Annotated in this window: 22 protein-coding genes; 8 read left to right on the plus strand and 14 right to left on the minus strand. The window is 73.1% G+C overall.

All coding sequences use genetic code 11. The annotated features are described in order from the left end of the window. Window positions 1–7: 7 nt before the first annotated feature. A complete protein-coding gene (locus DEH69_RS14520; RefSeq protein ID WP_113687360.1) occupies window positions 8–793 on the minus strand; it encodes a hypothetical protein in 786 nt (261 codons plus the stop codon). An 82-nt stretch (window positions 794–875) separates the two neighbouring features. Between DEH69_RS14520 and DEH69_RS14525 the strand changes: the two genes are divergently transcribed. Next, entirely contained in the window at window positions 876–1,088 is a 213-nt protein-coding gene (locus DEH69_RS14525) for a hypothetical protein (protein WP_113687361.1), read from the plus strand. Between the two features lie 18 nt (window positions 1,089–1,106). On the opposite strand, the gene DEH69_RS14530 is transcribed toward DEH69_RS14525, so the two are convergent. Together DEH69_RS14530 and DEH69_RS14535 are read right to left on the minus strand one after the other, a co-directional pair. Beyond that, window positions 1,107–1,790: a phosphatase PAP2 family protein gene (locus tag DEH69_RS14530; protein WP_113687362.1), complete on the minus strand. Its 684-nt coding sequence runs from the start codon at window positions 1,788–1,790 to the stop codon at window positions 1,107–1,109. Between the two features lie 207 nt (window positions 1,791–1,997). Next, a complete protein-coding gene (locus DEH69_RS14535) occupies window positions 1,998–2,981 on the minus strand; it encodes a bifunctional lytic transglycosylase/C40 family peptidase (RefSeq protein ID WP_113687363.1) in 984 nt (327 codons plus the stop codon). Between the two features lie 183 nt (window positions 2,982–3,164). Between DEH69_RS14535 and DEH69_RS14540 the strand changes: the two genes are divergently transcribed. Both DEH69_RS14540 and DEH69_RS14545 read left to right on the plus strand, forming a co-directional pair. Beyond that, window positions 3,165–3,476: a hypothetical protein gene (locus tag DEH69_RS14540; protein WP_113687364.1), complete on the plus strand. Its 312-nt coding sequence runs from the start codon at window positions 3,165–3,167 to the stop codon at window positions 3,474–3,476. 45 nt (window positions 3,477–3,521) lie between these two features. Further along, on the plus strand, window positions 3,522–4,598 hold the full coding sequence (locus tag DEH69_RS14545) for a PQQ-dependent sugar dehydrogenase (protein ID WP_113687365.1): 1,077 nt from the start codon (window positions 3,522–3,524) through the stop codon (window positions 4,596–4,598). A gap of 34 nt (window positions 4,599–4,632) precedes the next feature. Here the strand turns inward: DEH69_RS14545 and mqnP are convergent, their stop codons facing one another. Beyond that, a complete protein-coding gene (mqnP, locus tag DEH69_RS14550) occupies window positions 4,633–5,556 on the minus strand; it encodes a menaquinone biosynthesis prenyltransferase MqnP (protein WP_113687366.1) in 924 nt (307 codons plus the stop codon). Then, window positions 5,553–7,004 carry a menaquinone biosynthesis decarboxylase gene (locus DEH69_RS14555; protein WP_113687367.1) on the minus strand — a complete coding sequence of 484 codons (1,452 nt, stop codon included), beginning with the start codon at window positions 7,002–7,004 and terminating at the stop codon, window positions 5,553–5,555. The genes mqnP and DEH69_RS14555 overlap by 4 nt, the downstream gene beginning before the upstream one ends. 85 nt (window positions 7,005–7,089) lie before the next feature. Here DEH69_RS14555 and DEH69_RS14560 point away from each other — a divergent pair, with 85 nt between their 5' ends. After that, window positions 7,090–7,512 (plus strand): PLD nuclease N-terminal domain-containing protein, encoded by a 423-nt coding sequence (locus tag DEH69_RS14560; RefSeq protein WP_113687368.1) that lies wholly within the window; start codon window positions 7,090–7,092, stop codon window positions 7,510–7,512. Window positions 7,513–7,546: 34 nt separating this feature from the next. Here DEH69_RS14560 and ccsB read toward each other — a convergent pair whose 3' ends face one another. The 6 genes from ccsB to hemL all read right to left on the minus strand — a co-directional run bounded on the left by ccsB (window position 7,547) and on the right by hemL (window position 14,131). Continuing rightward, entirely contained in the window at window positions 7,547–8,641 is a 1,095-nt protein-coding gene (gene ccsB, locus DEH69_RS14565) for a c-type cytochrome biogenesis protein CcsB (protein ID WP_113687369.1), read from the minus strand. Continuing rightward, window positions 8,638–10,563 carry a cytochrome c biogenesis protein ResB gene (locus DEH69_RS14570; RefSeq protein WP_113687370.1) on the minus strand — a complete coding sequence of 642 codons (1,926 nt, stop codon included), beginning with the start codon at window positions 10,561–10,563 and terminating at the stop codon, window positions 8,638–8,640. The genes ccsB and DEH69_RS14570 overlap by 4 nt, the downstream gene beginning before the upstream one ends. Before the next feature lie 7 nt (window positions 10,564–10,570). After that, window positions 10,571–11,314: a cytochrome c biogenesis CcdA family protein gene (locus tag DEH69_RS14575; RefSeq protein ID WP_113687371.1), complete on the minus strand. Its 744-nt coding sequence runs from the start codon at window positions 11,312–11,314 to the stop codon at window positions 10,571–10,573. A gap of 7 nt (window positions 11,315–11,321) precedes the next feature. After that, entirely contained in the window at window positions 11,322–11,915 is a 594-nt protein-coding gene (locus DEH69_RS14580; RefSeq protein ID WP_113687372.1) for a TlpA disulfide reductase family protein, read from the minus strand. A gap of 78 nt (window positions 11,916–11,993) precedes the next feature. Then, entirely contained in the window at window positions 11,994–12,671 is a 678-nt protein-coding gene (locus DEH69_RS14585; protein WP_113687373.1) for a histidine phosphatase family protein, read from the minus strand. A gap of 74 nt (window positions 12,672–12,745) precedes the next feature. Then, a complete protein-coding gene (hemL, locus tag DEH69_RS14590; protein WP_113687374.1) occupies window positions 12,746–14,131 on the minus strand; it encodes a glutamate-1-semialdehyde 2,1-aminomutase in 1,386 nt (461 codons plus the stop codon). Window positions 14,132–14,249: 118 nt separating this feature from the next. Here hemL and DEH69_RS14595 point away from each other — a divergent pair, with 118 nt between their 5' ends. The 4 genes from DEH69_RS14595 (at window position 14,250) to DEH69_RS14610 (ending at window position 18,320) form a co-directional block, all read left to right on the plus strand. Next, complete coding sequence (locus tag DEH69_RS14595; protein ID WP_113687375.1) at window positions 14,250–14,825, plus strand: hypothetical protein; 576 nt, start codon at window positions 14,250–14,252, stop codon at window positions 14,823–14,825. Window positions 14,826–14,968: 143 nt separating this feature from the next. Beyond that, a complete protein-coding gene (locus tag DEH69_RS14600) occupies window positions 14,969–15,679 on the plus strand; it encodes a DUF3558 domain-containing protein (protein ID WP_113687376.1) in 711 nt (236 codons plus the stop codon). Window positions 15,680–15,761: 82 nt separating this feature from the next. Beyond that, window positions 15,762–16,565: a DUF3558 domain-containing protein gene (locus DEH69_RS30995; protein ID WP_147255583.1), complete on the plus strand. Its 804-nt coding sequence runs from the start codon at window positions 15,762–15,764 to the stop codon at window positions 16,563–16,565. A 438-nt stretch (window positions 16,566–17,003) separates the two neighbouring features. Further along, a complete protein-coding gene (locus DEH69_RS14610) occupies window positions 17,004–18,320 on the plus strand; it encodes a DUF2637 domain-containing protein (protein WP_113687378.1) in 1,317 nt (438 codons plus the stop codon). 22 nt (window positions 18,321–18,342) lie between these two features. Here the strand turns inward: DEH69_RS14610 and lysS are convergent, their stop codons facing one another. The 3 genes from lysS to DEH69_RS14625 form a co-directional block, all read right to left on the minus strand. Beyond that, entirely contained in the window at window positions 18,343–20,058 is a 1,716-nt protein-coding gene (gene lysS / locus DEH69_RS14615; protein ID WP_113687379.1) for a lysine--tRNA ligase, read from the minus strand. 155 nt (window positions 20,059–20,213) lie between these two features. Next, window positions 20,214–21,389, minus strand: a complete 1,176-nt coding sequence (locus tag DEH69_RS14620) for a serine hydrolase (protein WP_181727433.1) — start codon at window positions 21,387–21,389, stop codon at window positions 20,214–20,216. Next, window positions 21,386–22,144 carry an SDR family NAD(P)-dependent oxidoreductase gene (locus DEH69_RS14625; protein WP_113687381.1) on the minus strand — a complete coding sequence of 253 codons (759 nt, stop codon included), beginning with the start codon at window positions 22,142–22,144 and terminating at the stop codon, window positions 21,386–21,388. Before DEH69_RS14625 ends, DEH69_RS14620 begins: the two co-directional genes overlap by 4 nt. Between the last annotated feature and the right edge of the window lie 60 nt (window positions 22,145–22,204).

A 22,204-nucleotide genomic window follows, 5' to 3' on the forward strand; every position in this document is an offset into this window, starting at 1 on the left:
CCCGCCCTCACACCACGGCCCCGTTGAAGACCTCTCCATCACCCGGCAGCACGACGTCGACCGGCGCGCCGAAGTCGTAGAGCTCGACCGTCGACGTCACATCGATCCCCCGCTCCCCGAAGCGGAAGCGGTGGGTGATCTCCCGCGGCAGCCCCCTGTCGTCGAGGAACGCGTCGAACGGCACCTCCGTCTCCGCGAACCCGCCCACGGCCGCGGCCAGTTGGTCGCCCACCCGCCCCGGCGCCGCGTCCGCCGCGGCGGCGATGTCGGTCACCCCCCTGAAGTGCCGCAGCGTCTCGCCGCCCACCTCGGCCTCCCCCAGGTCGTCGACGGCCACGAGCCCGCCGAGCAGCGCCGCGGCGGCCAGCGGGTCCGTCGCCCCGCCGGTCACGAGGTTCCCGTCGGCCAGCGACGAGACGTCGACCACGACCCACTTGTCGGGGGGAACGCCCGCGCCCCGGTTCTTCATGTACAGCCGCCCCGGCACGAACACCTCCGTGACCGGCTCGCCGTCGGGCAGTGTCACCAGCAGCTCGCCGCTGCGCTCCCCGTAGTCGAAACCGCCACGCCCTCGCAGCGTGATCCGCGTGCCGCCCGACGACATCTCCATCGCGGTGCGCGCCCGCGAGCTGCCCGAGTCGGCCAGCCGCTCCACCGCCCCGCGAAGCGCCTCGCGCGCGTCGCCCTCGGCCGCCGCCCCGGTGCCGGAGCAGCCGGTCGCCGCGGTCAGCAGCGCCAGCGCGGACAGCGCGCCGAGCAGCTCGTTGACGCGCATACGCCGCCGTAGCGCCATGGCCTGCCGACACCCCCAGCAACCGTCGTCCCGGATTCGTAACCGCCTAACGAGGGGCCCCCGCGGCCGTTACGGTGGTGGGGTGCGCGACCAGGGTGAAGACGAGGCGTCCCGGGGGGAGCCGAAGGACCCCGAAGAGCCGGGGGCCGGGACCGTGCACCGGGTCGTCCTCACCGAGCGGGGCCCTTTTGTCGCCCCCCGCTGCGTGTGCGGCTGGTACGGCCCGGCGCGCCGCTCCCGGCCACTGGCGCGGGACGAGGCCGCCGCGCACATGGCCGACAGCGCGGCGGGGTAGCGGGGTCCGCACCCGCGCTCAGGCGGCCAGGCGGCTCCGCTGCTCTGTCAGATCGGCCGTGCGGGCGGCGGGCAGGGACGCGCCAGGGGGGCGCGCGATCCAGCCCAGGCCCCGGCGCGTGCCGCACCGGCGCACAAGCGGGGTCAGCGCGCCGAGCGCGAGCGGCGCGAGCAGCAGCGCGACGGCGGTGCCCAGGGCGTATCCGCCGATGACGTCGCTGGGGTAGTGCACCCCGAGCAGCACGCGCGCGAAGCCCTGGAGGAGCGCGAACGCGAACGCGACCGCCCCCAGGACGCGGTGCACCAGGAACAGGGCGACGGCGATCGCCATGGCGGCGCTCGCGTGGTCGCTCACAAACGAGTACCCGTCCTTGCCCTGCACGAGCACCGCGACATCCGGGTGGTCGACGAACGGGCGCGGCCGGGCGACGAAGTCGCGGATCGGGGCGTTGGCCAGGAACGCGAGCCCGGCCGCGAGAGGGGCCCAGGCGGCCCCGGCCACCGCCTGATGGGCGTCGGACCTGCGCCTGACGAGGAACCAGGCGGCGATGACCAGCAGCGCGAGGGCCACGGGGATCCCGTGCTCCCCTACGAAGCTGACGGCGCGTCGGCCCCAGCCGGGGAGCGATTCGCCGAGGCCGTTGATGCCGTAGAGCACATCCAACTCGATGTCTGGATTGTCGAATTGATCGAGACCAGCCATGTGCCGTTGTGGCCCCTTCTGACGTGGGGGACCCTGCCGAGGCAGGCAGGGAGGAGGAGCCCCTGTTCCGGTACAGGTAACGCCCTGTACCTCCCCCGGAGTGCCGAGGTCCATCGAATGACGACCTCAGCGTTATCGAACAGCAACGCGTCGCCGCAGTTCAGCGAGGAATCGTTGGCCAGAACCTCACTGGACGTAGATGGGCGCTCACGCCGCCGCGGGGCGGGTGGCCCCAAAATAATCCGGGGAATCAATGGGGTCAAAACGGATCGTGGCCCCGGTGTACGGGGCGTTGATCATGTATCCGCCGCCGATGTAGAGGCCGACGTGGTGGATGCTCCTGGGGTCGTCAAGATCATACGCGAAGAACACCAGGTCACCGGGCAGGAGTTCGTCCCGCGAGGGGTGGGGACCGGCGTTCCACTGATCGTTCGCGATGCGCGGCAGCTCGATCCCGACCTCCTCGTAGGCGGCCTTGGTCAGCCCCGAGCAGTCGAACCGCCCGTCGTCCTCGGCCGTGCCGTCGCCGCCCCACTGGTACGGCGTCCCGAGCTGCTCCTGCGCGAAGTGCACGGCGCCCGCCGCCGCCTCGAGCGCGGGCAGCGGCTCGTCCTCGGGCGGCGCGGCGAAGCTGGCCTCGGCGGAGCGGATGATGCGGACGTAGTTCTGCGTCTCCTCGTAGGGCGGGACGCCGTTGTACCGGATCACGGCGTAGGGGCCCGCGTTGTAGGCGGCCAGCATGTTGTTCACGGGATCCCCTGGGACGTCGTCCACATAGCCCGCGAGGGAGCAGTCGTAACGGGCGGCGGACGGGATGGCGTCCTGCGGGTCCCACACGTTGGCCACGCCGTCGCCGTTGGCGTCGATGCCGTGGGTCGCCCAGGTGCTCGGGATGAACTGCGCGATGCCCTGCGCCTCGGCGTGGCTGCGCACATCGGGCTGCCAGCCGCTCTCCTGGCTGAGCTGGGCGGCGAGTATGGCGGGCGAGAGGGTCTCGCAGTAGTTCCCCCACTCGGCGACCAGTTGCTCGTACTCCTCGGGCACGGTGTCACGGGCCAGCTGCCCACCGCCGCCGCCCCCGCCCCCGCCCGGCAGATCGGACGCGGCGCCGTAGACCCCGACGACGAGAAACGCCATGAAGCCGCCGAGCCCCCCGACCCCGGCCCCCACGGCCAGCACGATCCTCCGCATCCCTCAACTCTCCCCAATCCGCGGCGACCTGACCAGCACTATGGCACGCGAGGGACATCACAGCGGGTCGTTCCCCCGCAACGGCGCCTGACGCGGGATCACTTCCGGTTCCCCCTCTGTCACCCGGGCGTGGCACAATCCGAAGGGAGTGCCGTACGAGAGCCAGTTGGGTGGTGAGTTCCCGTGGACGATAACGAGGAAGAGCCGGATGGCATCGACAACATCATCGGTGGCATCGCCCCGGACTGGGGCCCGTTCGCCGCGGTGGGCGACCAGGCGCGGACGATGGTGCAGGTGATCATGGCGCTGGCCATCCTCATCTGCCTCGGCATCGCCATCTGGGGCGCGGCCAAGCAGCGCATCGGGTCCACCGCCATGCGGGACTCCTTCAGCGCGGAGCAGGGCAAGGGCCTGATCGTCGCCGGGCTGACCGGCGTCTTCATCATCGGCTCGCTCGGCACGCTGTTCACCATCATCTACGGCATGTCGATCTAGGCGGAGAGTCAGCTGCCCATGCGGGGAAGGCGCGTTGCGCGTCACGTGGCGGCCTTCGCCGCGCTGGGCGCGCTTGCCGTCGGCTGCACCGTCGGCCCCGCGGCCAACCGCGGGGAGCGCGAGGACCGTTCGGCCGAGGAGGAGCAGCGGCCCGGCGACGAGGGCGGCGACGACGAGGCCCCGCCGCCCCTCTTCCCCGACGACCCGCCGCAGGGCGAGCCGGAGCCCGAGCCCACCGCGGCGCCCGCCACGGGGAGCGCGACGGCGGCGCCCGAGCCGGTCATCGACCAGGCGGTGGACGCCTGTTGCCTCGCCCAGGTCCCCGAGAGCGAGGACCTGCTGATCGCCTCCGGCGACACCGTGTTCCTGCACCAGGCCGACGGCGAAGGGGAGTTGACGCCGCTTGGCCAGGTGCCGGGCGAGATCATGGGCCTGGCGCTGCCCCGCTCCGCCACCGGCAGCTATGTGGGCGTCTTCGTCTCCTACGCCGCGTCCGACGGCGGCCATGTCTCCGGCTTCCGCTACTACCCCGACCGGGACTGGGAGCCCTGGGGAGCGACGCCGACCGAGCTCATCGACGATCCGTTCCCGCTCGCGGGCGACGGGGCGCGCGGCGGCGGCGCCCTGGCGTTCGGCCCCGACGGCTACCTCTACGCGGGGACGGGCGACGCGGGCGACCCGGCCGTCGCGGAGGACACCGCGTCCCTCGCGGGCAAGGTCCTGCGCCTCGACCCGAACGGCAGCGATCCGCCCGTCGTCCACTCCCCAGGCCCCTACGCCGACGTGCGCGGGATCGCGTGGGATCAGGACCGGATGTGGGTCGTGGACGCCGCCGACGACGGCGCGCGGCTGTTCTCCGTCGTGCCCGAGGGCGACCCCGTCGACGTGTGGGAGCTGCCAGGCGAGGTGCCCACGGGGCTCGCGGCCAGCGAGGGGTCGCTGTGGATGCCGGGCGGCGCCGAGGGCAGGCTGTGGCGCATCCCGCTCCACGGCACCGCGCTGGTGCCCGACCCCGCCGCCGTGCTCGACCTCGCCGCGCCGGGGGCGTTGCTCGCCGACGCGGGCTCGACGGACCTGCTCGCCCTGGGCGACGGCGCCGTGCTCCGCCTCACCGTGGAGTGACCCTGGGCCGACCCACCGCCCCGCTCGAACGGCGTCAGCCCGCCCCGAGCCCCCTGGCCGCAAGGTCGAGCAGCGCGAAGACGAACAGACTGATGCCGACGAAGCCGTTGACCGTGAAGAACGCCCGGTTCAGGCGGCTCAGATCCCGCGGCGTCACGATCGCGTGCTCGTAGACGAACGCCGCGGCCACCACCGCCACCCCGGCCCACAGGAACGGCCCGCCCTCCGTGGCCACCGCGTACCACGCCAGCAGCCCCAGCGTCAGCGCATGGCACGCGCGCGCCCCGTACAGCGCCCCCGCGATCCCGAAGCGCGCGGGCACCGAACGCACGCCCCCCGCGCGGTCGGACGCCACGTCCTGGCACGCGTAGATCAGGTCGAACCCCCCGATCCACAGCCCCACCGCGAGGCCCAGGATCGCCGCGTCCCACGACCACGCGCCGGTCACCGCGAGCCAGCCGCCCACCGGGCCCATGGCCTGGGCGAGCCCGAGGATCGCGTGCGGGAAGTCCGTGAACCGCTTGCCGTACGGATAGACCACCATCGGCACCACCGCCACCGGCGCGAGCGCGAGGCAGAGGGGGTTGAGCAGCGCGGCGGCGCCGAGGAAGACGGCGAGCGCCACGAGCGCGCCGCTCCACGCCGCGCGCACCGAGACGGCGCCCGTGACGAGTTCGCGCCCCGCCGTGCGCGGGTTGCGCGCGTCGATCTCGCGGTCGATGATCCGGTTGGCCGCCATGGCGAACGTCCGCAGCCCGACCATCGCGAGCGTCACGAGCAGCAGCGTCCACCAGTCCACCGCCCCCTCGCCGAGGAACATGGCGGTGAGCGTCGCGGTATAGGCGAAGGGCAGCGCGAAGACCGAGTGCTCGATCATCACCAGCCGCAGGAACGCCCTGACGTGGCCCGCTCCCTGGCCTGGACCCGGCGTCCCGAGGGCGGACGCCTCGGCCGTCACAGCCCGTACTCCTTCCAGCGGCGGCTGACGCGCTCGGCGACCTCGGGGTCAGGCACGATCATCGGCGGCCAGCCGCCGTCGCGCGTGTACCCCTCCTCCGGCCACTTCGCCGTGGCGTCGATGCCCGCCTTGCCGCCCCAGAACTGCTGGTACGACGCGTGGTCGAGATGGTCGACGGGCCCCTCGGTGAGCAGCAGGTCGCGCGCGTAGTCGACGTTGCCGAGCGCGCGCCAGGCGACCTCGTGCAGGTCGTGCACGTCGCAGTCGGAGTCCACCACGACGATCAGCTTGGTCAGCGACATCATGTGCGCGCCCCACACGGCCGACATCACCTTCTGGGCGTGCTTGGGGTACTTCTTGTCGATCGACAGGATCGCGCAGTTGTGGAAGCCGCCCGCCTCGGGCAGGTGGTAGTCCACGATGTCCGGGATGATGATCTTGAGCAGCGGCAGGAAGAACCGCTCCGTCGCGCGCCCGAGCGGCCCGTCCTCGGTCGGCGGGCGCCCCACGACGATCGACTGGAACACCGGCTTGCGCCGCATCGTGACGCAGTCGATCGTGAGGGCGGGAAACGGCTCCTGCGGCGTGTAGAAGCCGGTGTGGTCGCCGAACGGGCCCTCCGGCAGCGTGCGTCCCGGCTCGAGCCAGCCCTCGAGCACCACCTCGGCGTTGGCCGGGACCTGGAGCGGCACCGTCTGGCAGTCCACCAGCTCGATCCGCTTGCCCTGCACGAACCCCGCGAACAGGTACTCGTCGATGTCGCCGGGCAGCGGCGCGGTCGAGGCGTAGGTCACGGCGGGCGGGCAGCCGAACGCTATCGCGACGGGCAGCCGTTCGCCGCGCCGCGCGGCCACCTGGTAGTGGTTGCGGCTGTCCTTGTGGATCTGCCAGTGCATGCCGATCGTGCGCGCGTCGTGGCGCTGGAGCCGGTAGAGGCCGAGATTGCGGATCCCGGTCTCGGGGTCCTTGGTGTGCGTCAGCCCGAGGTTGAAGAACGACCCGCCGTCCTCCGGCCAGGTGAACAGCGCGGGAAGGCGGTCGAGGTCGACGTCGTCGCCCTTGAGGACGACCTCGTGCACCGGCGCGCTCCTCACCTTCTTCGGCGGTACGTGCGCCATCGCGCCGAGCTTGCCGAACGCCTCGCGGATGCCGACGAACCCGTGCGGCAGCTCGGGCTTGAGCAGGCCGCCGATCTTCTCGCTGATGTCGTCGTAGGAGCGCAGCCCAAGCGCCTTGAGCAGGCGGCGGTCGGTCCCGAAGACGTTCACGGCCAGGGGGAGGTCGGAGCCCTTGACGTTCTCGAAGAGCAACGCCGGGCCCCCCGCCTTGTTCACCCGGTCGGTGATCTCCCCCACTTCGAGACGCGGATCGACCTCCGCCTTCACCCGCTTCAGGTCGCCGTCGCGTTCGAGCGCCTTCAGCAGGGCACGGAGGTCGTCGTATGCCATGCCGCTCAGTATTGCCGACGCATTACCCTGGCCTTGTCAGGGGGCCTCGCGAGCGGCCCGGTGTCATCTAGCGCAGGGGGCTACCATGCTGAGGGTGCTGCTGATTCTCGTGCCACTGGCGCTGGTCATCTACGCCCTGGTCGACTGCATCACGTCCGACGACGAGGACATCAAGCACCTGCCGAAGCTGGTGTGGATCCTGCTCATTGTCCTCGGCTGGGTGGTCGGCCCCGTGGCCTGGATTCTCGTCGGCCGCAATCGCGGAGCGCCGCGCGTGGGCGGCTTCGGCCGCAGGGGCGCGGGCGGTGGCTGGGTCGCGCCCGATGACAACCCCGAGTTCCTCCGCTCCCTGGGCGACGACCGCGCCCGCGAGGAGAGCAGGCGCGAGGAGCAGGAGAAGGACAAGGAGCTCCTAGAGAGCTGGGAAGAGGACCTGCGCCGGCGCGAGGAGGAGATGCGCCGGGGCGAGGGCGAGGACGACACCCCGCCCAGCGGCAAGGACCGCTGACCCCGGCGCTCCCCGCCCCGGCTCGGGCCCGGGCTCAGACGCCGCCGTAGGAGTGCAGGCTGTCGAAGAAGATGTTGACGCCGTAGTAGTTGATCAGGAAGCACACGAAGCCGACGATCGCCAGATACGCCGCCTTCCGCCCCTTCCACCCGGCCGTCGCGCGCGCGTGCAGGTAGGCGGCGTAGGCGACCCACGTGATGAACGCCCAGACCTCCTTGGGGTCCCAGCCCCAGTAGCGGCCCCACGCGTTCTCCGCCCAGATGGCACCGGCGATGATCGTGAACGTCCACACCGGGAAGACGGCCGCGTTGATCCGGTAGGCGAACTTGTCGAGCGAGACCGACGACGGCAGCCGCTCGAGCACCGACGCGCTCCAGCCCTTGGCCTCCTCGCCCGCCGCGCCCTTCGCCTCGTGCCGGTCGCGCAGCAGGAAGAGGCCGCTGGAGATCGCCCCCACGTAGAACAGCCCGCCGCAGACGATCGCCAGCGGGACATGGATCCACATCCAGATCGAGTCCAGCGCGGGCACCAGCTGGGCGCTCTCGGTATACAGCACGGTCACGGCCAGGCCGAGGTCGAGCAGCACGGTGGTGACCAGCGGCAGCCCGAGCCAGCGGACGTTCCTCCGCGCGGCGAGGAACGCGAGGAACGCGCCGGTGACCGTCATGGAGAACGCCGTGGAGAACTCGTACATGTTGCCCCAGGGCCCGCGCTCCACGGACACCGCCCGCACGACGACCGCGCCGAGGTGCAGCAGGAACGCCAGCACGGTCAGCGAGACCGCGATGCGCCCATAGGTGTCACCCCTGACGTCGCCGCCCGACGCGCCGGGGCCGTCGGGGACGTCGTCGCGGCCAGGGGCGCCGGAGCGGGTGACGACCTTGGGGCGTTCGAGCACCGAGGTGGTGCCGCCCTTGGTGACGACTACCCCGGGCACGGCCTGTGCCGGGACGGCGGCCGCTTCGCCGCCCTCGCCCGTCAGCGCGGCCGCCGTGCGGGCGACCTTGCTGCGGCCGCCGAGGATCCACTCGGCGACAAAGGCGAGGAACGCGATGGCGTAGACGGCCATCGCCGAGTAGACCAGCGTGTTGCTGAGGTCGGCGAGCTCCTCGCCTGCGGCGAGAATCATGGGCGTGCTCCTTCCGCGGCAGCGGATTCGGCGGGTTCTTCTGTGTCGGCGGCCGTATCGACGGCTGCCTCGGCCGTCTCGGCCGTGTCGGCCGTCTCGGCCGTGTCGGCCGTGTCGGCCGTCCCGGCCGGTGTCCCGGCGGCCTCGTCGGGGACGAGTGGCGCGTCAGGTTGCAGGCGCTCCGCGAGATCGGCCAGCTCCTCGGGGACCTTGGCGGACTCGGTGCGGCCGAGCGAGGCCATCTCGACCACCGTGTGCCCGTCGTCCCCCGTGAACGCGCGCACCCACACGCGGCGGCGTTGCAGCAGCAGCGAGCCCGCCAGGCCGACGACCGCGGCGAGCGAGCTGGCCAGCGCCCACTCGTTGCCCGCCTTGGTGGTGATCTGGAAGCTGGCCCACTGCTCGAGCCGGTCGAACGTGAGCGTCCCCATCCCCTCGGGCAGCTCGACGGACTGGCCTGGCACGAGGTTGAAGCGGAACAGGTCGCCGGTCTCCTCGTCGCGCAGCTGCTCCATGTCGGAGGTGTCCAGCTGGTAGACGTTCTGCGGGAGGCCCGAGTTGACGCCGAGGTCGCCATGGAAGGCGTTCAGCGTGAGGACCGGCAGGTCGGGCTCGGGGAACGTGGAGTGCGGGCCGCGCTCGGCGTCGATGTTGTACGTGGGGTTGAAGAAGCCCTGGAAGCCCAGCTGGTCGGGCTCGCCGTCGGGGCCCGTGTAGGTGCTGACCTTGATCACGCCGGTGGAGGTGAGCGCGGTGTCCTGCGGCAGGAACGGCACGGGCCCGTGGAACGCCAGCTCGCCCTGCGCGTCGGTGACCGTGACTACGGGCGCGTAGCCGTGGCCGAGAAGGCGGACGCGGGAGTCGCCCACGTGCAGCGGGTCGTTGACCTCGATCTCCGCCGCGCGCTCGGCGCCCTCCTGGTCCCACCACGTCACATCCGCGCGGAAGAGGGTCGGCGTGCCGAGGTCGACCGACTCGCGCGAGAAGTCGGAGTGGAACTCGTCGAGCCTGAAGCCGAACGGCTCGAGCTCGTTGACGTCGAAGAGGGTGCCCGACTCGAAGTCGTCGTACTGCGTGAGGGTGTTGGAGAAGCCCTCGCCCTGCACGACCAGCTTGCCGCCCTCCGAGTACCACAGGCGGCCCGCGGCGAAGGCGACGAGCATCACGACGAGCGCCAGGTGGAACACCAGGTTCCCGGCCTCGCGCAGATAGCCCTTCTCTGCGGCCACATGCGCGCCCCCCGGCCCGTCCTCGCGCAGGTCCGCGCGGAACCGCCGCCGCCGCAGCCGCCGTTGGGCCGCCGCGAGCACGTCATCCGGCGCGGCGTCGGTGCGCCACGTGGTGTAGGCGGGCATGCGGCTCAGCCGGCGCGGGGCGCGCGGCGGGCGGGCGCGCAGCTGGCCCACGAACTGCCATGCGCGCGGCACGATACAGCCGATGAGCGAGATAAACAGCAGCAGATAGATCGCCGAGAACCACACCGACGAGTACACGTTGAACAGCTGGAACGTCTCGTAGAACTCGGACAGCGCCGGGTTGCGCTCCCTGAAGTCCTCGGCGAGCGGCGCGTTGACGTTGTCCTGCGGGATCATCGAGCCGGGGATGGACGCGAGCGCCAGCAGGAAGAGCAGGATCAGCGCGACCCGCATCGACGTGAGCTGCCGCCAGAACCACCGCGCCCACCCGGCGCACTCGCGGCCGAGCCACGCGAGCGCGCCGCGCGCCCCCGGCTCGCGCCGTCCGCCGAACGACCCCGCGCCCGCCGCGCCGTCGCCCGCGCCCTCGCCGCCCCGGGGGCCGTCCTCCTCGTCGACGGGCGCGGTGGACAGCCCGGCCAGGGCCTCGGCGTCGTCGGACCGCTCGGCGTCCCGCCGGGCCTCGGCCCCCGCCTTCGCCTCTGCCTGCTGTGTGTCGTCCGTCATGTGGCTGTCAGATCCCAACGGTGAATTCGGCGGACCAGACCTGCATCTCGTACACGAGATCGGCCCACACGCCGGTGACGAGCAGCACCCCCGTGGCGATCAGCATGCCGCCGCCGAGCCGCATCACCCACACATGGTGCCGTTTGACCCAGGCGAACGCGCCCAGGGTCCTGCGGAACGCGAGGGCCGCGACGATGAACGGCAGCCCGAGCCCCAGACAGTACGCCAGGGTCAGCAGGGCGCCGCGCGTCGCGGTCGCCTCGTTGATCGCCAGGAACTGCACGGCGGCGAGCGTCGGCCCGATGCACGGCGTCCAGCCGATCCCGAAGACGACGCCGAGCATGGGCGCCCCGGCGAGCCCGACCCCCGGCCGCACATGCAGGCGGAACTCCCGCCCGCCGAGCCGCGGGATCACCCCCATGAACACGAGTCCGAGCGCGATCGTCAGCGCGCCGAAGATCCGGGTCAGCAGCTCCTGGTGGCCGAGCAGCTCGGCGCCGAGGCCGCCGAAGAGCGCCCCCGTGGAGACGAAGACCGCGGAGAAGCCGAGCACGAAAAGCAGCGCGCCGAGGAACATCCGGCCGCGCCGCGCCTCGTCGAGGTCGGCGCCGCCCACGCCCGTCACATACGAGAGATAGCCGGGCACGAGGGGCAGCACGCAGGGGGAGAAGAACGACACGAGACCGCCGAACAGCGCCACGGGCAACGCGAGCAGCAGCGCCCCGCTCAGCACGGTCTGGTTGTATCCCACGCCCCGCTCACCCCTCCTCGGCCATCACCGGGGCGATCGCGGCGCGCAGCTCCTCCTCGGTGAGCGCCTTGAGCGCCCGCGCCGCGATGCGGCCCTCGCGGTCGATGACCAGCGTGGAGGGGATGGCCTGGGGGTTGAGGCTGCCCCGCGGGAATTCCAGGAGCAGCCGCCCGTCCGGGTCGTAGAGGCTGGGGTAGGGCACCTCGTGCTCGCGCTCGAACGCCGCGGCGTTCTCCCGTGTGCGGTCCCTGGTGTTGATCCCGATGAACTGCACGCCGTCGTCCGCGGTGTCCTCGGCGACCCGCACGAAGTTGTCGGCCTCGGCGATGCAGGGCGGGCACCACGAGCCCCAGATGTTGAGCACCACGACCTGGCCTCGGTAGTCGGAGAGCGCGAGCTGATCGCCTTCGACGGTGTCCCCCGCGAGGTCGGGGGCCTCCTGCCGGTCGGCCACGGGCACGGTGGTGATCTCCCCTGTGCCCTGGACGTAGTTGCTGTCGCCGCCGGAGGGCCCCGCCTGGTCGGCGCTGCATCCCGTGAGGAGCAGTCCCCCGGCGAAGGCACCGGCCACGGCCGCTCTAACGCTCCGGAACTGGATCATGTGAAAAGTTTCCCATGCGTCCCTGAGTGATCTTCCCCGCCCCCCTATGGGGAGAAAAGCGGCGGTCGGCGGCCCCGCTCAGGCCCCGAATCCACCGGCCCCGCGCACGGGCTTGGCGCCGGCCCGCAGATGGACGGGGACCAGGTCGAGCGCCGGCTCGTCGTAGGTGATCGAGACCAGCTCGTCGCCGTCGAAGGCGAAGCTGGTCAGCGACGCGAGCGTGCACTGCCGGCGCCGCGGGTCGTGCCACAGCCTGCGGCGCTCGACGTGGCTGCGCAGCACCCAGATCGGCAGCTGGTGGCTCACCGCGACCGCCTCGTGACCGCGCGCGGCGTCCCGCGCGGCGGCGAGCGCGGCGGTCATGCGCACCACCTGGTTCACATAGGGCTCGCCCCACGACGGCCTGAACGGGTTGCGCAGCAGCGGCCAGTTGGCGGGCTTGCGCAGGGCGCCGTCGCCGACGCCGAACTCCTTGCCCTGGAACGCGTTGGCCGCCTCGATCAGCCGCTCGTCCGTCGCCGTGGGCAGGCCGTGCGCCGCGGCGATGGGCTCGGCGGTCTCCTGGGCCCGCTCCAGCGGCGAGGCCACCACGTGCGCGATGTCGCGCCCGGCCAGGTGCCCGGCCACGCGCTCGGCCATGCGCCGCCCGAGCTCGGAGAGGTGGTAGCCGGGCAGGCGGCCGTAGAGCACCCCGTCGGGGTTGGCCACCTCCCCGTGCCGCACGAGGTGCACCACGGTCCGTTCGCCGCCGCTCATGTTCCCGTTCCCGCCCGCCGTCTCGCCGCCCGCTATCCCGCTTCGTCCCACGCCCCGTGGCGCCCGCTGCCGCCTCATGACCCGTCGGGCCCTGGGCCCGGCTCCAGCTCGGCCGCCGCCCCTGGCGCGGGGTCGGGACCGCGGTCCGCCCGCGCCGCCGCGCGCGCCGCCGCGGGCAGCGCCTCGGCGATCCGCTCCAGCGCCTCGTCGTCGTGCGCGGTCGACACGAACCACGTCTCGAACGCCGAAGGCGGCAGGTGCACGCCGCCGTTCAGCATCGCGTGGAAGAACGCCCCGTAGCGGAACGCGTCCTGCCGCCGCGCCGACGCGAAGTCGACCACGTCCTCGTCCGCGCCCGTGAAGAACACCGAGAACATGCTGCCGGCCGCGTTGATCCGGTGCGCCACGCCCTCCTTAGCGAGCGCCGCCCCGACCAGCCCGCGCAGCTCGGCCGCCGCGGCGTCCACGCGCGCGTACGCGGCGTCGTCGAGCAGCCGCAGCTGGGCGAGGCCCGCCGCGGTGGCCACCGGGTTCCCCGAGAGCGTGCCCGCCTGGTACACGGGCCCCGCGGGCGCGAGCCGGTCCATCACGTCGGCGCGCCCGCCGAACGCCGCGGCGGGGAAGCCGCCGCCCATCACCTTGCCGAAGGTCATCAGGTCGGGCGCCACGCCCTCGATGCCGTACCAGCCGGCCCGGCTCAGCCTGAAGCCCGTCATCACCTCGTCGGAGATCAGCAGCGCGCCATGCGCCCGGCACAGGTCGGCCAGGCCCTGGTTGAAGCCCTCGCGCGGCGGGACGAGCCCCATGTTCCCCGGCACCGCCTCGGTGATCACACACGCGATCTCGCCCGGGTGCGCCTCGAACGCCGCGCGCACCGCGCCGAGATCGTTGTACGGCAGCACCACGGTCTCCCCGGCCTGCGCGCCCGTGACCCCCGGGGTGTCGGGCAGCCCGAACGTCGCGACCCCCGACCCGGCCGCGGCGAGCAGCGCGTCCACGTGGCCGTGGTAACACCCCGCGAACTTGATCACCTTGGCCCGCCCCGTGAAGCCCCTGGCGAGCCGGATCGCGGACATGGTGGCCTCGGTGCCGGACGAGACGAGCCTGACCCGTTCCACGGGGGCGACGCGGGAGCAGATCTCCTCGGCGAGCTCGACCTCGCCCGGCGTGGGCGTGCCGAACGACGTGCCGCGCCCGACGGCCTCCCGCACCGCCTCGACCACCGCGGGGTGCGCGTGCCCGAGGATCATCGGCCCCCACGAGCACACCAGATCCACATATTCCCGGCCGTCCACGTCCGTGAGATAGGCCCCGGCCCCCGACCCCATGAAACGGGGCGTGCCCCCCACCGCGCCGAACGCGCGCACCGGCGAGTTGACCCCGCCCGGGGTGACGCGGGCGGCGCGGGCGAAGAGCGTCTGTGAGACTGTGGCTTCGTAGGATTGAGTCACGCGGTCCATGGTGACATTCAGCCCCTTACAGCTCGGTGTCAGGGCGTTTCGCAGCCGTCTGGCGGGGGAGGTGTCTGAAACGATGATCGGGTTGTGCGGCGGGGGTCGCGAGTAGTCAGGTGGTGACATGCAGCGCGGTGGCGAAGTCGGCGAGGGCACCGGGGGCCTCGGACCGGAGCCCGCGCCGCGTGCGCGCTCACGCAGGGGGCGGCATCGCCGGAAGGCGGCGGAGAACGGCGAGTTCGACCTCAAGGGCAGAGCGGGTCGCATGGCCGTGACCTACAAGTACTTCGGGGCGCCCGACGGGGCCACCGCCGCCCGGGTCCCGCTGTCGATGCGGCCCGAGGAGCTGGGCGGCGACGAGCTGGGCCAGGGGATGTTCACGCGCATCAAGCCGGAGACAATGGCGGCCATGGTGCTCACCGGCATCGAGGGGATACCCCTGCACCGGGTGCCCCCGCTCGAGCTTGTCGTCCTCCACCCCGACTACGCGGTGGTCAAGTTGCCGACCACCGTGGTGGATCCGCTGCGCGGCATCGGGGACGAGACGGTCGGCGCGGCCGCGTTCATCTGGTCGACGGTCCCCGACCGCAGCGGCCCGAGCGACGCGTTCGGCGTCTACAAGCTGCTCAACGAGTGGCAGGACTTCTCCCGCCGCCTGCACGAGGCTGGCCACCAGCCGTACTGCCTCGTCTGGCCCTGATCGCGGGGAAGCGGGACGTTCACGCGGCGGCACCCGGGACGAACTGCCCATTCCGGCGCCCGACTACCTCTCGCGCGCGTCCCTGCGGTAGAACATGACCTTCAGCGACTTGCGCGGCACGCGAACGCGAAGGGGGACCGCACGTGCGGCTCGGGACAATCGCCAGAGGTCTCGCTCCGGTCGCCGCGGCCCTCGTCGGCCTCGGCGCCCTCGGCGCCTGCTCGGGCGACCTGTCGGGCGAGGACGATCCGTCGGTCAACCCCGGGAGCGGCACGGCGGGTTCGGCCCAGCCAGGGCGGTACTCCGGGCTCCCTGAGCCCTGTGGCGCGGTCGGCGACGATACCCTCCGCGAGCTGCTGCCCGGCGGCGACCCCGAGGTCTACGCGGGCGAGCCGATGGTGACGTACGACACGGGCCGCCGCGTCGGCTGCTCGTGGCACCTGGGCGCCGAGACCGGCACGCACCAGCTCTCCGTCGACCTGCAACGCGTCATCTCCTACGACCCCGGCGTGAGCGACGACGACCAGGCCGAGCTCGACTTCGAGGAGCGCGCCGACGAGGCGGGCGTCCCCGTGGGCGGGGCGGACGGCGGCTCGGCGCCGCCGAGCGACGACCCGTTCGCGCCAAGGCCCCTCGACGGCATCGGGGACGTGGCGTTCATCGACGACCGGCTGACCAGCACCAATCCAGGCGAACGCCGCGCTGTCACCCTGGCGTTCCGCAATGCGAACGTCCTGGTCACCGTCCAGTACACGGTCTCGACGACCGTCGCCGACGAGGACCTCGACAGCGGCAGCCTCCAGCAGCGCGCGCAGACCGTGGCACGTCAGCTCGCCGAGGGCTTCGACTCGTAGCGCGCGAGTCGGCGGCGGACCCCGGCGAGGGGTCGGCGTACCGTGTCCTGGAATGCCACCCGTCACTGGAGGCGAAGGAACCATGGACCGTACCGCCTCGCGGCCCCTCTCGCGGCTCGCGCTGAGAACCCTGGGCTGGGCCACCCTGCCCGCGCTGCTCGTCGCGGGCTGCACCTCCGGCTCCGGCGAGGACACCACCGACGACGAGCCCCCGGCGTCCGCCTCGCCGACGCCGGAGCCCGTGCGGTTCGCGACCCTGCCCGAGCCGTGCGCCACGCTGGGCGAGGACGTGATCGACGAGGCGGTCCCCGAGGCCGACCCCGCGGGCGGCGAGACCCTCAGCTCCAACGACACCGCGACGTCCGCCGCGTGCCTGTGGAGCGGCCTCGACGAGTACCAGTTCCGCTCCCTCACCGTGGCGCTGCGCCGCTTCGAGTCGGACACGGCCATCGGCAGCGGCGACGACCGCGCCGGGGAGTATGTGCGGCAGATGGCCGAGGAGATCACCGGCGACGACGCCAACGGCGAGGTCGAGTCGGCCGAGTTGGGCGACACCGGCGACCAGGCCGTCACCCTGGGCTACAGCACCACGATGGAGACCGAGGAGCAGGGCGAGCAGGAGTACCGCCAGCACCGCGTGATCGTGCGCACGGGCAACGTGGTCATCACCCTCGACTACTCGGGCGCCGGTTTCGAGGGCGACGACATGCCGGGCGCCGACACCATCAGGGAGAACGCCGAGGGCGCCGCCCGCGCGGCCCTCGATGCCGTCGACGCGAGCGAGGGCGAGCAGCCGGACGAGGGCGCCGATGAAGGCACCGAAGAGGGCACCGAAGAGGGCGCAGGGGAAGGCGATGAGCCCCCGTCCCAGGACGCGCGCGACTGACCCTCGGGGCGGTGCGGTCCTTCACCCGTTGAACGCCGTTCCCCGTCCTCGGCCACCCGCGCCCCCGGCCTGGCCTCCACCGGCTCCGAGAAGCGCCTGTCCGCCCTGTTGCGCCCGGACGGCCACCTCCTGCTCGACCTGACGACGGGCGTCCAGACGGCGGGCGTCCCGGCCGACCGCACGCGGCCGGGGCTCGCGGTGCACGCCGCGCCCCCCGACCGGCCCCGGGGGCGCGTGGGCCGCCGTGCGCGCCGCCCTCGTCCGCCGCCGTTGACCGGGCGCTCGCCACCACCCACCGCACCGCGGCCCGCTGACCGCGCCCCGGGAATCGGGGCCCCTCCCTGGCTCGGTGCGGGGGCTCGGCGCGTACATGACCCGACAGGTGTGCGATTCTTGGGCGCGCGAGAGCTTTCTCAGTCGAGTCCTGGAGGGACCGCGGTGGCCGCGATCAAGCTCACCCGCTCACACCGCATACTCGTCTCCATCGTGCTCGCGGGCGCCGTGGTCATCGCCGCCATCGGCTTCGTCGGCTCGTACGCCGCGGTCCGCGACCTCGCCGAGCGCAAGGGGTTCGGCGACTTCGCGCCGTTCTTCCCCATCGGCATCGACGCGGGCATCGTCGTCCTCCTGGCGCTCGATCTGCTGCTGACGTGGCTGCGCATCCCGTTCCCGATGCTGCGTCAGTGCGCCTGGCTGCTGACCGCCGCCACCATCGCGTTCAACGGCGCGTCAGCGTGGGGCGACCCGCTCGCCGTGAGCATGCACGGCATCATCCCCGTGCTTTTCGTCATCACCGTCGAGGCCGCGCGGCACGCGATCGGGCGGGTCGCCGACATCACCGCCGACAAGCACATGGAGGGGGTGCGGATGTGGCGGTGGTTCCTGTCGCCCGTCCCCACCTTCCGGCTGTGGCGGCGCATGAAGCTATGGGAGCTGCGCTCCTACGAGGAGGTCATCGGCATGGAGCGCGACCGCCTCGTCTACCAGGCGAGGCTGCGCGCCGACTACGGGCGCGCGTGGCGCCGCAGGGCGCCCGTCGAGGCCAGGATGCCGCTCAAGCTCGCCCGTTACGGCGTTCCGCTGCGCGAGACCGCGCCCGCGGGCCTCGCCGCGGCCGGGCTGCCCGTGGCGGAGCTGCCCCCGCGCGCCCCCGAGCCGGAGTCCGCGCCGGAGCGCGACGCGTGGCCCGCGCCGGAGCCCACGCCCGCGACCGAACGCGCGCCCCAACCCGAGCCCGCGCCCCCGGCGTTCGCCGACCAGGCGTCGTTCACCGCCGAGCCGCCACCGCCCGAGCCCAAGCCCGAGCCCAAGCCCGAGCCCGGGCCCGTCGCGCAGGAGCCGCCACCCGAGCCCGCGCCGCCCGCGGTCACCGTGCCCGTCGTCGGCCCCGGCGGCCGCCGCCGCTCGCTCGGCAGCGCCCCCGCCAACGGCTACCCGGCCCCCCAGCGGCGCCAACTCCTCGTCGAGAGCCCGCTCGACGAGCCCGACCGCGCGCCCGCGCCCACGCCCGAGCCGCTGCCCGACCCCGTCGGGCCGGCCGACGGGCTGCCCTCAGGCGACGACCTCTACCCCGCCTACCGCGAGTACATCCTGGAGCAGGGCGCCCACCCCAACGCCCGCCAGCTCTCCCGCTTCCTGCACTCCCGCTACGGCACCACCGACGCCGACGGCTCGCTGCTGAGCGAGCAGTACCTCCGCGAGTTCACCCGGCAGTTCAGGCAGCGGTACAACGCCGAGATGGGCACGAGCGGCTGAACGACCGCCGCCCAAACGCCCGTCAGCCGCCGAGCAGCTTGCGCACCCGGTCGGCGCCCACGGCGAGCAGCAGCGTCGGCAGCCTCGGCCCGGTGTCGCGGCCGACCAGCAGCCGGTACAGCAGCGCGAAGAACGCCCGTTGCGCCGTCCTGAGCTCGGGCGTGGGCTTCGCGTCGAGCGGCAGCCCCGCCCGCTGCTTGGGCACCCCGTACACCAGCGTCGTCAGCCCGTCGAGCGACCAGTGCCCGTCGAGCTCGTCGAGCAGCAGCCGCAGCGACGCGCGCCCCTCCTCGTCGAGCGACGCGAGCAGCTCGGCGTCCGGCTCGTCGCGCACCCGCGTGCGCTGCTCCTCCGGCATCCGCGTCGCGACCCAGCACGCCGCCCGGTCCAGGCGCGGCCTGGTCTCGTCGAGCGAGCGGATCGGGCGCTCGGGGTCCAGGTCGCTCAGGATCCGCAGCGTCTGCTCCTCGTCGCCCGTGGTGATGTCCACCACCGAGGCCAGCATCCGGTACGGCAGCGGCCTTGGCGTCGCGTGCAGCGGCCCCGACGCGGTGCCCACCGCGCGGCTGTGCGCGGCGGCGTCGGCGGGCTGGACGGCGCCGTCGGCGACCTTGCGCGCCAGCGCGTCCCACTCGTCGTAGGTCCGCTGCAACTCGCCGTCGAAGGCGACCTTGAACGACTGGTTCGGGCGGCGCCTGGCGTAGAGCCAGCGCAGCACCGGGGCCTCCATGATCTCCAACGCCTCGGCGGGGATGGGCACTCCGCCCCGGGAGCTGGACATCTTCGACATGCCGGTGATGCCGACGAACGCGTACATCGGGCCGATCGGGCGCGTGCCGCCGAAGATCTCCGACACCAGCTGGCCGCCCACCACCCAGGACGACCCCGGCGAGTGGTGGTCGACGCCCGAGGGCTCGAAGACGACGCCCTCGTAGACCCAGCGCATGGGCCAGTCGACCTTCCACACCAGCTTGCCGCGATCGAACTCCGACAGCTTGACGGTCTCTTCATGACCGCACTCGCACACATAACGAAGCTCGGTGGTCTCGTCGTCATACGAGGTGATCGTGGTCGTGTCCCGCCCACACGCGCCGCAGTACGGCTTGTAGGGGTAGTACCCGGCGCCGCCCGCGCCGCCGTCGTCCTCGCTCGCCGCGCCCGAGCCCTCGACCGCCGCGCGCTCGGCCTCGTCGTCTGATTCCCCGGGCGCGGGGCCCTGCTCGGCCTGCTTGGTGCGGTAGCGCTCGAGGACCGCGTCGATGCGGCGCCGCTCGCGCATCGCGAAAAGGATCTGCTCGCGGTACGCGCCCGCCGTGTACTGCTCGGTCTGGCTGATCGCGCGCACCTCGACGCCGAGCGCGTCAAGCGCCTCGGCCATGGGCGCCTTGAAGTGCTCGGCCCAGCTGGCGTACGGGCTGCCGGGCGGGGCGGGAACGGAGGTGAGCGGCTTGCCGATGTGCTCGTTCCACGCGGGGTCGATCCCGGCGGGGACCTTGCGGAAGCGGTCGTAGTCGTCCCACGAGAGGATGTGCTCGCACGGGATGCCGCGCCGCTTGATCTCGTCGGCCACCAGGTGCGGCACCATCACCTCGCGGAGGTTCCCGAGGTGGATCGGCCCCGACGGGCTCAGGCCCGACGCGCACACGACGGGTTTCCCCGTGGCGCGGCGCTCCGCCTCGGCGATGACCTCGTCGGCGAGCCGGGAGACCCAGTCGGTCTCCGCGCTGGTCTGAGCCACTGTTCCGCACTTCCTCGTGATGACGGCCTCGTGATGACGGCCTCGTGATGACGGCCTCGTGATGACGGCCCCGTGATGACGGCGGTCGGTGATGCCGGTCCCGCCATTCTTCCACCGGCCAGGGCGGGCTTCGCACCCGGAATTCCCCGGGGCGCTCACCGCACCGCGCGCGCCAGCTCACGCGCCGGGGCGCGGCGCCACGCGTGCCCCGTGCCATGCGCGCGCGTGGGGTGGACGCGGTTGGTCAGCAGGACGAGCAGCACCCCGGTGGCCGGGTCGGCGACCAGGCTGGTGCCGGTGAACCCCGTGTGCCCGAACGCCGTCGGCGAGGCCAGGTCGCCCATCCAGTCCGGCTGGTTCAGCTGCCAGCCGAGGCCGCGCGCCGCCCCTGGGCCGAGCCCGCGCCCCGCGTTGTGGTCGGTCAGCATGTCCCGCACGGAGGCGGGCGCGAGCAGCCGCGTTCCGCCGAACTCCCCGCCGTTCAGCAGGGTCTGGGCCAGCACGGCCAGATCGCTTGCCGTGGAGAACAGGCCCGCGTGCCCGGCGACGCCGCCGAGGTGGTGGGCGTTCTCGTCGTGGACCGCGCCGCGGATCACGCCCCGCCCGGTCCACGGCTGGTACTCGGTCGCCGCGATCCTGGGCAGGCGCTCGCGCGGCGGCAGAAAGCCGGTGTCGGCCAGGCCGAGCGGCTCCGTGACCAGCTCGGCGACCAGCGCGTCGAGCGGGCGGCCCGCCGCCGCCTCGGCCGCCGCGCCCACCGCGATCGGGCCGAGGTCGGAGTAGCGGTACCCGGGCGGCCCCGGGGGCGCGGCGGCCACGGCCGCGAGCCGCGCGGCCCTGTCGGGGTAGGGGCCGAGGTCGATCTCGGCGGGCAGCCCGCCCGTGTGGGTCAGCAGCGTGCGCGGCGACAGCTCGGGAAAGCCGGGCACGTGCGCCGAGACGGGCGCGTCCAGGTCGAGCACGCCGCGCTCGGCCAGCCGCAGCGCCACGAGCGCGGTGAACACCTTGGTGAGCGACGCCACATCGAAGACAGTGTCCCGCGCCATGGGAACGCGCTCGCGCGCCGGGAGCGCGAAGGGGCGCCCGTCGCGTTCCCCATGGGCCAGCGCCCACCCGCGCGCCGCGTGCTCCACGATCACGCCATGGCGCGCGGCCAGCAGGACAAAACCCGGATACGCGCCCCCCGCGCCCTCCGCTCCCCCTGCCCCGGCGCCACCCGCCCCGCCGTCCCCGTCGAGGAACGCCTCCGCCGCGGGGACGAGACCCGCCACCCGCCGCGCGTCGAGACCCGCGTCGGCGGGCGTTCCGTGCCGCAGCCTTCGAGGGCTCACCGCTCGCGGTGCACCTTGTAGTTGGACGCCTGCGCCCGCGGCCTGATGACCAGCAGGTCGACGTTGACATGCGGCGGGCGCGTCACCGCCCACGCGATCGTGTCCGCGATGTCGTCGGCGGTCAGCGGCTCGGCCACGCCCTCGTACACCTTGGCCGCCCGCTCCTCGTCGCCCCGGAAGCGCGTCAGCGAGAACTCCTCCGTCCGCACCATCCCCGGCGCGATCTCGATGACCCGCACCGGCTCGGCGACGATCTCGAGGCGCAGCGTCCGCGCCAGCGCGTTCACGCCGTGCTTGGCGGCGACATAGCCCCCGCCGCCCTCGTATGTGCCGTGCCCCGCCGTCGAGGAGACCACGAGCACCGTCCCCGCACCCGAGGCGATCAGCGAGGGCAGCAGCTCCTGCGTCATGTGGAGGGTGCCAAGGACGTTGGTCTCGTACATCGCGCGCCAGTCGTCCGGGTCGGCGTCGGCGATGGTGTCCATGCCGAACGCGCCACCCGCGTTGTTGACCAGCACGTCGCAGCGGTCGAGCGACGCGGCGAAACGCTTCACCGCGTCACGGTCGCTCACGTCGAGCGCGTAGGGCACCGCGTCGTGGCCGAGCCCGCCCAGGTGGTCGGCCAGCTCCCGCAGCCGCTCCTCGCGCCGGGCGGTGATCACCACCCGGTACCCGGCCGCGGCAAGCCGCTTCGCGGTCGCCGCCCCGATCCCGCTGCTCGCCCCTGTGACGACGGCGATGGGAGTGGTGCTCACGGTGCCTCCTGCGTACGAGGGTCGAACGATCGGCCGCGGGACGTCAGCCGCCGCGCGGCA

This window comes from Streptomyces sp. PT12, assembly GCF_003311645.1.
GTDB lineage: Bacteria > Actinomycetota > Actinomycetes > Streptomycetales > Streptomycetaceae > Streptomyces.